Genomic DNA, 12,768 nt, shown 5'->3' with positions numbered 1-12,768 from the left:
CCGTCGGGGTGAGTGACTCCGACCGAGAGTGCCCCGTCAGGGGAGCAGCGGGCCGCCGCCACGCCGGAGGCGCGGGGCAGCCCTCACCAGCCCTCGGGCCCGGCGCTCCCCGCCGCGTACTCCTCGAGCGGCGTGTCTCCGCTCGCCCAGCGCGACAGGACGGGGCTGAGGACGCGCCAGCACTGCTCGGCGACGTCGCCCGGTACCGAGAGGAGGGTGTCGCCCTGGAGGATCCCCGCGAGCACCTGCGAGTAGGGGTCGAGCGTCGCCGTACCCGGCTGCGCCTCGAGGGCCACCCGGTCGAGGTCGCCCAGGTCGTCGGCGGAGTTGACGAACAGGTCGAGGTGAACGTCCCCGCCCTTGAGCGACATGCGGAGGACTGTCCCCGCCTCGTCCGCGGCCCTGCGCAGGCCCCGGGGAGGCGAGGACGGCCGGAAGTGCACGGCGACCTCGGTGCGGGGGTCGCCGATGCCCTTCCCGGAGCGCAGGACGAAGGGGACCCCGGCCCAGCGCGGCGAGTCGATCTGCAGCAGCACCTGGGCGAGCGTCTCGGTGCCCGCGGCGGGGTCGACGTCGGGCTCGTCGACGTAGGAGGGGAAGAGGCGGCCGTCGACGCGCCCCTCCGTGTAGCGGGCGCGGCGGGCGGTGCCGGGGTCGTCCCGCCAGAGGCGGACGGCTCCGAGCACCTCGGCCATGCTCCTGTGGACGTCCTGCGGGGAGATCTCGTCGGGGCGCTCCATCGTGGTCAGCGCCAGCACCATCAGCAGGTGGCTCTGCAGCATGTCGCGGAGCGCGCCGGTCGAGTCGTAGAAGGCGGCCCTCCCCTCGATCCCGAGTGACTCGTCGTAGACGATCTCGACCTTCTCGATGTGCTCGGCGTTCCAGCTCGTCTCGATCAGCCGGTTCCCGAACCGCAGCCCGAGCATCCCCATCACGGTGGCGTTGCCGAGGAAGTGGTCGACGCGCCAGAGACGGCTCTCGGGGATGACCGCCGCGAGCTCGGCGTTCAGGGCGACGGCGTCGTCGAGACCCTCTCCGAAGGGCTTCTCGATGGCGACGACGAGATCGTCCGGCAGGTCGATCGTCGCGAGCGAGTCGGCGATCGCGTGCCCCATCGCCGGAGGGAGCGCCACGTACAGCACCGGCGCGGAGGGGCACGCGTCGAGCAGCGCCTTCAGCTGCTCGGGGTCGGAGGCGTCCGTCGCCAGGAAGCGGGCGCGCGAGGCCAGGGACTCGACGGTGTGCGCGGAGATGCCGGCGCTCTCGAGGCTGCGGCGGACGAGCGCCTGCCATTCGTCGTCGCTCTGCGGTGTCCGAGCGGCTCCGATCAGAGTGAGCTCGGAGTCGCGGGCGAGCTCCGCCACCCGGCCGAGTCCCGGGATGAGCAGTCTCTCGGTGAGGTCGCCGCCGGCCCCGAGGATCGCGATCGTCCGCTGCATGCCCTCGAGCGAGGTCGCCTCGGGGATTCCGGCCTGATCCGTCATGGTCTCTCCTTCGTCGGTCGAGCTGTGCGGCACAGGGCCCGCCTGTCTCCCCCTCAGTCTGGACGAGGCACCTCGTCGTCGTCCGAGAGCGGTGGGGCTCGGCGGTCAGGGTCGGGTGCCGCTGCCGCCCGACGAGCGGCCAGAACGGGGGCCAGCACTTCTCCCTGTGCATGAGCCGTGAGCTCCATAGTGAGGGAGCCCTTCCCCTCGTCCCCCCGGAGGCTCTGCCGTGTTCACCGACTGTCTCCCCTCCACGGGAAGCGACGCCCTCCCGCTCGCCCTCGGCGGCTTCGCGCTGCTCGTGATCGGAGTCGCGATCGTGGTCGTGCTCCGACGGCGCGGACACCGCGGCGCCACCGCCGCGGCTCTCCTCGCTGTCCTTCTCGCGTCGGGACTCGTCGCTGGTCTGGGCGGTGCACCGACTCCCGCCCGAGCATCGGACAGCTGCTCCCCGAGCGACGGGGCCGCTCCCCCCATGAGCCCGCACACGTCGACTCCGACGGCCACGGCGACCGCGCCGGCGACTGCAGAGCCGACCCCGACCACCGCTCCCTCGGCTGTCCCGACGGGTCAGCCCAGCCCCACCTCGGCTCCGACGACCGTCCCCACGACTGTCCCCACAGCCGTCCCGACGGACACCCCGACGGGTGTCCCCACAGCCGTCCCGACCGACATCCCGACGACGGTTCCCACTGCTCTCCCCACGGACGTTCCGACGACCGGCCCCGGCACCTCGGTGTCGCGGGTGCCCTTCGTCGTGCGCGACGCACCTCCCGGAGCGAGGGTCGTCACCTCCCGGATCTGGGACGGCTACAACAACTGCGTGCAGGCGACCGACCCCGTCAGCGAGCCGCGCAAGTGGTTCCCCCGCTCGGCCGAGGACTTCTCGACCATCGAGGGCAGCCTGACGTTCGAGAAGATCAACTCCGGCTCCTGCTTCTTCGAAGCCGCTCGACTGCACTTCCTGTTCGAGTTCCTGGTCGGCGGCGTGAAGGTCGACGAGTACGAGGTGACCGTGGGGGACACCGCCACCTCGGCCGTCGGACTGAACTCCACAGTGTCGGTGTGCTCGGGGCCCTACAACTCCACGACCGACCCCGACCTCCCGCACGTGGCGTGCGAGTACGCGGGGCAGGTCCGCACCTGGCTCGACGACGACGCCCGCCAGTCGTTCGTGTTCTTCGACGGGCCCCGGTCGCCGGTCGTCGTGCCGCCGAGCCTGCCCACCGCCGTCCCGACGAGCCTGCCCACGATCCCGGCCGGCGGAGTCGGCTCGGGTGACGTCGCCAAGACGCGCTTCGTCGTGACCAACGCGCCCCCGGGATCGGCGCTGGTCACCCGACGGATCTGGGACTCCTACAACAACTGCATCGAGGCGACCAGCCCCGTCGACGACAAGCGGTCCTGGCGCCCCCTGGGCGACGGAGCGTCCACGGTCATCACGGGCAGCGTCGCCTGGGAGCCGGTCTCGAGCTTCTCCTGCAACTTCGAGACCGCCCGGCTGCACTACTCGTTCGCCTTCTACGTCGGCGACGTCATGGTCGATGAGTACCTGGTGAACGTGAGCCGCTCCGACGGCTTCGCCTCGCTCACGGTCGAGACGTCAGGCTGCTACGGCCCCTACAACACCGCCACCACCCCCGGAATCCCGCACGTGACGTGCGCGACAGCGGGCACGGTCCGGACGTCCTACGACCCGGGCGGGACGACGCTCAGCTACGCCTACACCCGGTGAGGTCGGACCGGCACCGGCCGGACGCGCGTGCCGCTACTGCAGCGTCTTCGCGTGGTCGGGCACCGACCGGAACCGGTCGCGGGCCGGCCTCTCGTAGGTGTCGGAGGTCGGCCGGGGCGGGATGTCGATCGGCTCCGGATCGCGGTGCTCGTAGGGGATCTGCGAGAGGAGGTGGCTGATCGCGTTGAGCCGCGACGAGCGCTTGTCGTCGCTCGCGATCGTCCACCAGGGCGCGTCGGCGTGGTCGGTCGCCTCGAACATCTCGTCCTTCGCCCGCGAGTAGTCCTCCCAGCGGGTGATCGACTGCAGGTCGGTGGGCGAGAGCTTCCAGCGCCGCATCGGATCCTCCAGGCGCGAGCGGAAGCGCTCCTCCTGCACGTCGTCGGACACCGAGAACCAGTACTTGAGGAGGATGATGCCGTCCTCGACGAGCATCCGCTCGACGGCGGGGGCCTGCCGCAGGAACAGGCGGTACTGCTCAGGGGTGCAGTACCCCATCACGCGCTCCACTCCGGCGCGGTTGTACCAGGAGCGGTCCATCAGCACGATCTCGCCCGCCGTCGGCAGCCGCTCGAGGTAGCGCTGGAAGTACCACTGGCCCTTCTCGCGCTCGCTGGGCGTCGGCAGCGCCACGACGCGGGCAGACCGCGGGTTGAGGTACTGCATGATCCGCTTGATCGCGCCGCCCTTCCCGGCGGCGTCGCGGCCCTCGAAGACGACGACGACCCGGGTGCCGGTCTCGATGACCCACCGCTGCATCGTCACGAGCTCGATCTGCAGGCGCTCCAGCTCCGCCTCGTACAGCGACTTGCGGATCCGGTGCACGGGCGAGGGCGTGCTCGACTTCGTCTTCGACATGGCGTGACTTCCGACCTGTCCCGGCGGGGACTCCGATGAGCGCCACTGTGGCGATGGGAGAGGACGGTACGCCTCCCCAGCGCTCTTGTCAGGGGGCTGGTGCAGACGGCCGGGCGACCGTGCCGGCCCGCCCCTATGCTGACCACCGACCTGCTCGCCCGGGAGGCTCGCCATGGCAGATGCTGCCGAGTACCACCGCACGTCGCTCGACTGGCCGCGCCTCGCAGCGTTCGCCCGTCGCGTCGCGACCGAGACCCGTGTTCCGCCGACTCCGGCCTGGACGTACGAGGCCACGGTGCGAGAGAGGGTGAAGACGAGGGAGGCGTCGACCGGCTTCCTCGGACTGGGAGCGAGGCCGGCCGCCTACACCGAGACGGTCACCCGGGCCACGCAGGTCGTCCTCCCCCGGCACTGGGTGCTGGACCGGCGGGAGTGGCACTACCGGAGCACGTTCCGCGGCGGCGGCGTGACCGTGGAGGAGCGGATCGACACGGCCTACGTGTCGGCGCTCCTCACCACCGGGGAGCTGAAGTGGGCCTGGCTGTCGAGGACGGAGACCTGGAACCACGGGTCGTCCGGCTCCCGCCTCGTCGTTCCCGAGGAGTCGACGCACTCGATGGAGCCCCTCACAGCGCACGCGACGGACTTCGACTTCGAGAGGCGCCATCACGACAGCGAGTGGTCGGGATCGCACTCGTGGGGCGACAGGGACCCCGGCGCGCGACCGATCCGGCACGCCAAGGGAGTCGGCCTGAGCCTCGCGCTGAAGGCCCTGCTGGGATGAGGCACACGCGCGGCGGGACTCCTCGGCCCGGTGTCGACTAGTAGTTCTACTCCGCGACGACGGGAACGGCCCCGACGGATTCACGCCTCCGCACCCCTGGATCGCGCGGAACAGCGCGGGAGGCGGCCTCCTCGACCGACCGGCGACTGCGCGCACCCCCCGAACGGGACCTATGGGGCTGCTGGGAATCTCGCGACTATCAGCTGCCTTCCCCGATCAGCGCGGACCCGCTCGCGCTCGGACTCTGCAGGCGCAGCACCACCACCCGACCCGTCGCCCGCACCCTGGAGTCCCGTCATGCCCCTGTACCGCCGCGCCCATCTGCGTGCACTCGCCCTCGTCCTTGTCCTGGCGGTCGGCTTCGGCCTCCTGCCCGCCGCCCCCGCCTTCGCGGCCGACTCCGCCCTCGCAGCCGACCCCGGCTCCGAGGTCGTCCAGGCGGGGACGCCGCACACCGGCGCTCCGGCCACTCTTGAGGCGCCCAGCACGTCGGCGCGTCAAGCGTCGGCTGCTGCCGTCGCGCCCGCGAACGACCTCAGGGCGAACGCGACGGTCATCCCGTCGCTCCCCTACTCGACGACCAGCGCGCCCTACGACGCCGCGACCCTCGAGCCGGGAGAGTTCGCCGGGTGCCGCACCACCGACCCGGACGTCTCCGAGTACCCGAACGAGGGCAGGAGCTCGATCTGGTTCGCGTACACGTCGACGAAGCGCCAGACGCTGAGCTTCAGCGGGACTCTGACGGGTCAGTACGCGCTCACCAGCGTCTACCGGGACGGCGTCGTCACCGAGGCCACTCGCATCGCCTGCGGCGAGACCAGCTACCGGTCGACCAATCACTTCCAGGCCGAGTCCGGGCAGACGTACTACTTCCAGATCAGCGCGCTCGCCTACTCCGAGAACGAGCCGGAGCTGTCCACCGCGAGCCTCTCCGTGACCTCGAGCGCTGCCGTCCCGAACACGACCTACTCGAGCGCGACCGCGATCTCGTCGCTCCCCTCGACCGTGACCGGGTCGAACGCCGAGGTCGACTTCAACTGGTACAACCCCTACTCCGGCTGCGGGATCAACGCCTTCATGGGGTCGCTCTGGTACAAGTTCACACCGACCACGACGTCGTCCTTCCGTGCCGATGTGGGCAAGAGCGCGATTCAGGCGAACCTGGCGGTCTACGGCTCCGACGGAACGACCCCCGGGGCGATGCTGGGGTGCGGTGAGCAGTCCTACGACATCGACGGTGACTACTCCGCGGCGCGAGCGAACGTGGAGTTCGCTGCGCAGGCGGGGAAGACGTACTTCCTCCAGGTGTCCAGCTACGGATTCGGCGCGGGCCCCTTCACGCTCGAGCTCGCGAAGGTCGGCAATCTGACCGGCGCAACCCCGACGGTCTCGGGTTCGGGCGCGGTCGGCGACACCCTCACTGCGGTACCGGGCACGTGGGGCCCGCAGCCCGTCACCCTGAGCTACCAGTGGCTGAGCGACGGATACCCGATATACGGAGCGACCGAGCCGCAGTACGTCGTCGGCAAGTACGAGCTGGGCAACGCCATCAGCGTCCAAGTCATCGGAACGAAGACCGGCTACGCCAGGGCGACCCGCACCAGCGCCACCATCACCGCCACGGAGGGATCGCTCACCTCCTCGGTGCCGACGATCACCGGCTCTCCCTTCGTCGGTCAGACCCTGACCGCTGACCCCGGCAACTGGGGACCCTCCGGTGTCGACCTCGCCTATCAGTGGAAGCGAGGAGGCGTCGCGATCCCGGGAGCCACCTCGAACAGGTACACCGTCGCTTCGGCCGACTCCGGCGCCGCCCTCACCGTCACGGTGACCGGATCGACGTACGGCTACAAGACCGCCTCCCGCACCAGCACCGCCACCACCATCGGCCTCCCCCTGCAGACCCTGATGCCGACCCCGACGATCTCGGGCTCGACCACCGTCGGCTCGACGCTCACCGCGAACCCCGGCACCTGGGACTCCGGCGTCACCCTCAGCTACCAGTGGAAGAAGAACGGCGGCGTCTACATCTCCGGCGCCACCGCGAAGACCTACGTCCTCAAGGCGTCCGACGCCGGAGCGACCCTCACCGTCACCGTCACCGGCACCAAGCCCGGCTACTCCTCCGCCAGCAAGACCAGCGCCACGACCGCGGTCGTCACCAACGGCGCCGTCATCACCGGCCCCACGCCCACGATCACCGGCACCGCGACGGTCGGTCAGAAGCTCACCGCGGTCCCCGGCACCTGGGCTCCTGCTCCGGTGACCCTCGCCTACCAGTGGAAGCGCAACGGGACGGCGATCAGCGGAGCCACCGCCTCCACCTACACGCTCGTCACCGCCGACGCCGGAGCCGCGATCACCGTCTCCGTCACCGGCTCGAAGACCGGCTACACGGCCGTCACGAAGACGAGCGCGGCGACGACCGTGAAGGCGGCATTGCAGACGCTCATGCCGACTCCCACGATCAGCGGGACGCTGAAGGTCGGCTCGACTCTGACGGCGAACCCCGGCACCTGGGACTCCGGCACCACGCTGAGCTACCAGTGGAAGAGGAACAACGGCACGTACATCTCCGGCGCCACCTCGAAGACCTACGTCCTCACCGGTGCCGACGCGGGAGCGACCCTGACCGTGTCGGTCACCTCGACCAAGCCCGGCTACTCCCCCGCCACGAAGACCAGCGCCACCACGACCGCGATCGCGAAGGGCACTCTCACCGGAGCGACCCCCACGATCTTCGGCACGGCCAAGGTCGGCTCCACGCTGACCGCCAAGCCCGGCACCTGGACCCCCTCGCCCGTGACCCTGAGCTACCAGTGGTACCGCGGCACCACCGCCATCTCCGGCGCGACCGCATCCACCTACAAGCTCGCCACCGCCGACAAGGCCGCCTCCATCACGGTGAAGGTCACCGGCACGAAGACCGGCTACACGACGCTGACCAAGGCCAGCGCCGCCGTCAAGCCGAGCTGACCCTCGGTGGGCGCGGTCTCGGCCGCGCCCACCACCTCCCCCTCCGGTCGCGGCCCCGCCCACCGGGAATCCGACCCTGACCCGGGAGTCCTCCGTGCGCATGAACCGTGGCGTCCTCGCCACCCTGACCACCGTCGCCGTCGCCGTCGGAGCGCTCGCGCCCGTCGCATCGGCGGCGCCCGCTCCGACGAGCCGGTACATCGTGCAGACGAACGCCGCTGCGGCCGCCCGTGTGGCCGTCGAGAGAGCAGGTGTCCCGGCGCAGGCGGTGTCGAACTACTTCGAACGGGTGCTCAACGGCTTCGCTGCGAGCCTCACCGACCGACAGCGGGACGCACTCGCCGCTCTCCCTTTCGTCACCGCTGTCACGCCCGACGGTGTCGTGAGCGCGACGGAGGTGCAGGACGTCCCCCCGTGGGGTCTCGACCGGATCGATCAGCGGACCGGACCGGTCGATGAGATGTACGGCTACGACACCACCGGGGTCGGGGTGACGGCCTTCATCATCGACACCGGCATGCGCTTCGATCACGTCGACTTCAGCGGTCGTGCCGTGAGCGGCTGGGACTTCGTCAGCAGGGACGCAGATGCGTCGGACTGCCAAGGCCACGGAACGCACGTCGCCGGCACCGTCGGTGGCGAGGTCTCAGGGGTGGCGAAGGACGTCCGGCTGGTCTCGATCCGGGTTCTGGACTGCGCCGGCATGGGGGCGACGAGCAACATCATCGCCGGTCTCGAGTGGGCCGTGGCCAACAAGCCCCAGGGCCCGGCAGTGGCCAACCTCAGTCTGAGCGGCCGGCCGGACCCGACCTTCGATACCGCGATCGCCAACACGGTGGCAGCGGGGATCCCGGTCGTCGTGGCCGCGTCGAACAACAACGCCGACGCGTGCACGAAGTCTCCCGCGCGTGAGCCCTCCGCTCTCACCGTTGCTGCCACGAACGACGAGGGTGCGCGCGCGAACTTCTCGAACTTCGGGAGCTGCGTCGACCTGTTCGCCCCCGGCGCCGGAATCATGTCCTCGACGATGACGACCTCTTCGTCGTTCGACGTCAAGAGCGGGACCTCGATGGCCGCTCCGCATGTCGCGGGCATCGTCGCCCGCTACCAGGAGAGTCACCCCTCGGCCGACGCCGCCTCGGTCGCCGCCGCAGTCGTGAGTGCCGCGACGCCGGGAGTGGTCGGAGATCCGAACGGTTCTCCGAATCTGCTCGCTTTCGCGAGCCCCCCCGACGCGGGCCCGATCACGTCGACGCCGATCACCCTCCCCGCCAAGGCGTACGTCGACGACATCCTGTCGGCGGATCCCGCGTGGTCACCGGATCGGATCAGCTACTCCTACGTCTGGAAGCGCGACGGGGTGCCGATCGCCGACGCGCCCCAGCAGTTCGCCTACGCGGTGAGCCTCGACGACGTCGGCCACGTGATCACCGTGACCGTGACGGGGAAGAGGTCCGGCTCACCCGACGCCGTCGTGACGAGCTCGGGAACGACCATCCCCGTGACCTTCGAGCGGGGTGTCGCCGCCACGATCGCGGGGGACTTCGTGGTCGGAGGAGGACTGACGGCTCAACCGGGATCCGGCTGGGTTCCGGCTCCGACGTCCCACGCCTTCCAGTGGACCCGAGACGGCGTCGCGATCAGCGGCGCGACGAACAGCTCGTACACCCTCACCGCCGCCGACGCCGGCAAGCGGATCTCGGTCACCGACACGGCCGGGCGCCTGGGACTGACTCCGCTGACGATGACCACGAGCGGCCGCGTCGTGGCACCGGACGGCCCGGTCGTCGGCTCGGATCCCGTCATCACCGGCGTCGCCCAGGTCGGCTCCACCGTGACCGCCGAGCCCGGAGCTTGGTCGCCGCAGCCGATCGACCTCGCCTACCAGTGGAAGAGGGGCGGGCAGGCGATCCCGAATGCGACCGGAGCGGCCTACACCGTCGTCGCGGCGGATCTCGGGGCCGATCTGACCGTCTCTGTCACCGGATCACGGCCCGGGCTCTCGCCCCTGACGAGAACGAGCGCGCCGGCTCTCGTCCGACCCGGCGTCATGACCCTCACTCCGACGCCTGTCGTCTCGGGAACGGCGTCGGTCGGGGCCACGCTGACGGCGACTCCGGGGACGTGGGATGCGGGCACCACGCTGAGCTACGAGTGGAAGAGGAACGGCTCGACCGCCATCGCAGGTGCGACAGGCAAGACCTACGCCGTGAAGGAGGCGGACGCGGGCTCGACCCTCACGGTCTCCGTCACGGCCACACGGCCTGGATACACGACCACGACCCGCACGAGTGCGCCGACCACGTCCGTGACCGGAGGAACCACCCTCACCGGCTCGACACCGACGATCTCGGGCACCGCCCAGGTCGGCAGGACCCTCACCGCGAACGCCGGAACCTGGGCGCCGCAGCCGGTGGCGTTCGCCTACCAGTGGAAGCGCGACGGCTCGGTCGTCTCGGGGGCGACCGCGGCGACCTACACGCCGGTCGCGGCCGACTCCGGAACGACTCTTACCGTGACCGTCACCGGCACGAAGTCGGGGTACACCACGCTCGCCAGGACAAGCGCCGGAGTGTCGGTCGCGCCGGGTCTGCAGACCCTGATGCCGACCCCGACCATCTCGGGCTCGACCACCGTCGGCTCGACGCTCACCGCGAACCCCGGCACGTGGGACGCGGGCACGACCCTCGCCTACCAGTGGAAGAAGAACAACGGCATCTACATCTCCGGCGCCACCGCGAAGACCTACGTCCTCAAGGCGTCCGACGCCGGAGCGACCCTCACCGTCACCGTCACCGGCACCAAGCCCGGCTACTCCTCCGCCAGCAAGACCAGCGCCACGACCGCGGTCGTCACCAACGGCGCCGTCATCACCGGCCCCACGCCCACGATCACCGGCACCGCGACCGTCGGCCAGAAGCTGACCGCGGTCCCCGGCACCTGGGCTCCTGCTCCGGTGACCCTCGCCTACCAGTGGAAGCGCAACAGCACCGCGATCAGCGGAGCCACCGCCTCCACCTACACGCTCGTCGCCGCCGACGCGGGAGCCGCGATCAGCGTCACGGTCACCGGTACGAAATCCGGCTACGCCGCCGTCGCCAAGACCAGCGCCGCGGTCACCGTGAAGGCCGCCCTGCAGACGCTGATGCCGACTCCGACGATCACCGGCACCACGAAGGTCGGCTCGACGCTCACCGCCGCTCCGGGCACCTGGGACGCCGGGACGACGCTGACCTACCAGTGGAAGAAGAACAACGGGATCTACATCACCGGCGCCACCTCGAAGACCTACGTCCTCAAGGCCGCCGACGCCGGAGCCACCCTCACCGTGAGCGTCACCTCCACCAAGCCCGGCTACTCCCCCGCCACCAAGACCAGCGCCACCACCGCCATGGTCACCGGCGGCACCCTGACCGGCGCGACTCCCACGATCACCGGCACGGCCAAGGTCGGGCAGACGCTGACCGCGACGCCCGGCACCTGGGCGCCGTCACCGGTGACGCTCAACTACCAGTGGAAGCGCGCCGGCGTCGCCATCTCGGGAGCGACCTCGGCGACCTACAAGCCGGTGGCCGCCGACGCGGGCAAGGTCGTCACGGTGACCGTGACCGGCACGAAGGCGGGCTACACGACGCTGGCGAAGACGAGCGCGGGCAAGACCGTCGCGCGCTGACCGACCCCTCCGCCGAGGGAACCCGTTCTGCTCGAGGTGCCGCACCCGCCGCGGTGTCCGGGCGAGAACGGGTTCCCTCGGCGGAGGGGCACGCGCGCGAGCTAGGGGGAGACCATGCCTCCGTTCACGTTGAGGGTCTCGCCGATCACGTAGCTCGACTCGGCGGAGGCGAGGAACACGTAGGCGGGCGCCTGCTCCGCCGGCTGCGCGGCGCGGCCCATCGGGGCCTCGCTCGAGCCGAACTCGGGGAGGCTCTCGGGGTCGACTCCGCCGGTGACCTGCAGCACGGTCCAGGTCGGGCCGGGCGCGACGACGTTCACGCGGATGCCCTTCGCGGCCAGCTGCTGCGCCATGCCCTTGGAGAGGTTGTTGATCGCACCCTTGGTCATGGCGTAGTCGAGGCGGTCGGGGGCGGGCTTGTGCGCCTCCGCCGACGCCGTGTTGATGATCGTCGAGCCCGCCGGGAGGTGCGGCAGGGCGGCGCGGATGATGCGGAACGGCGCGAAGACGTTGACCGTGAACGTGGTCTCGAACTGCTCGTCGGTGAGCTCGAGCATGTCCTCCTGCCAGACCTGCTTGCCGGCGATGTTCACGACGGTGTCGAGTCCGCCGAGGCCCTCGACCGCGCGGGCGACGAGGTCGGAGCAGTACTGCGCGTCGGTCAGGTCGCCCGGGATCGGGATCGCGGTGCGGCCGGCCGCGCGGATCAGCTCGACGACGTGCTGCGCGTCCTCCTCCTCGTCGGGGAGGTAGGAGAGGGCGATGTCGGCGCCCTCCCGCGCGAAGGCGATCGCGACGGCGGCGCCGATGCCGGAGTCGGCTCCCGTGATCAGAGCGCGACGGCCGGTCAGGCGTCCGGTGCCGCGGTAGCTGTGCTCGCCGAGGTCGGGCACCGGGGTCATCCGCGACTGCAGGCCGGGCTCCGGCTGCTGCTGCACGGGCGGGGTCACGTTCGGGTACTGCGTCGCGGGGTTCGTGAACGTGTACTGGTCGGGCGCGGGCTGATCGGGCGCGGTCTCGTCGGGCATGGCTCCTCCATCTGCGGCGTCGATCCGTTGTGCCGCTCCGTCCAGCGAACGCCGGATGCGCCTCGCCGTCACTCCGTTCCCCTGGGCGGCCGAAGGTGCTATCCGCGCACGGCCCTCCCCCGAGGGAACCCGTTCTCGCCGAGACACCGCGTGCGCGGCGGCACCTCGGCGCGAACGGGTTCCCTCGACGCAACGGGAGTTCACCCGTTCGCCGCGCGGGCGTGCGAGGC

Annotated in this window: 7 protein-coding genes; 4 read left to right on the top strand and 3 right to left on the bottom strand. The window is 70.8% G+C overall.

Annotated elements, in window-relative coordinates; translation table 11 throughout:
• Positions 1–83: 83 nt before the first annotated feature.
• Complete coding sequence (locus B9Y99_RS17675) at positions 84–1,484, bottom strand: glucose-6-phosphate dehydrogenase (protein WP_085477968.1); 1,401 nt, start codon at positions 1,482–1,484, stop codon at positions 84–86.
• 229 nt (positions 1,485–1,713) lie between these two features.
• Between B9Y99_RS17675 and B9Y99_RS17665 the strand changes: the two genes are divergently transcribed.
• Complete coding sequence (locus B9Y99_RS17665; RefSeq protein ID WP_129588124.1) at positions 1,714–3,219, top strand: LPXTG cell wall anchor domain-containing protein; 1,506 nt, start codon at positions 1,714–1,716, stop codon at positions 3,217–3,219.
• 33 nt (positions 3,220–3,252) lie between these two features.
• Here B9Y99_RS17665 and ppk2 read toward each other — a convergent pair whose 3' ends face one another.
• Positions 3,253–4,077, bottom strand: a complete 825-nt coding sequence (gene ppk2, locus B9Y99_RS17660; protein ID WP_085477966.1) for a polyphosphate kinase 2 — start codon at positions 4,075–4,077, stop codon at positions 3,253–3,255.
• Between the two features lie 172 nt (positions 4,078–4,249).
• On the opposite strand from ppk2, the gene B9Y99_RS17655 reads away from it, so the two are divergent.
• The 3 genes from B9Y99_RS17655 (at position 4,250) to B9Y99_RS18945 (ending at position 11,510) form a co-directional block, all read left to right on the top strand.
• Positions 4,250–4,861 (top strand): hypothetical protein, encoded by a 612-nt coding sequence (locus tag B9Y99_RS17655; protein WP_085477965.1) that lies wholly within the window; start codon positions 4,250–4,252, stop codon positions 4,859–4,861.
• A 297-nt stretch (positions 4,862–5,158) separates the two neighbouring features.
• Entirely contained in the window at positions 5,159–7,837 is a 2,679-nt protein-coding gene (locus B9Y99_RS18950) for a hypothetical protein (RefSeq protein WP_085477964.1), read from the top strand.
• 100 nt (positions 7,838–7,937) lie between these two features.
• A complete protein-coding gene (locus B9Y99_RS18945; protein ID WP_244275051.1) occupies positions 7,938–11,510 on the top strand; it encodes a S8 family serine peptidase in 3,573 nt (1,190 codons plus the stop codon).
• Between the two features lie 101 nt (positions 11,511–11,611).
• On the opposite strand, the gene B9Y99_RS17640 is transcribed toward B9Y99_RS18945, so the two are convergent.
• Positions 11,612–12,538: an SDR family oxidoreductase gene (locus B9Y99_RS17640; protein ID WP_085477962.1), complete on the bottom strand. Its 927-nt coding sequence runs from the start codon at positions 12,536–12,538 to the stop codon at positions 11,612–11,614.
• Positions 12,539–12,768 lie beyond the last annotated feature (230 nt).

Origin of the sequence: Rathayibacter oskolensis, assembly GCF_900177245.1 — a bacterium.
In the GTDB taxonomy this organism is placed as follows: domain Bacteria; phylum Actinomycetota; class Actinomycetes; order Actinomycetales; family Microbacteriaceae; genus Rathayibacter; species Rathayibacter oskolensis.
This window is presented reverse-complemented; position numbering and strand designations above follow the sequence as displayed.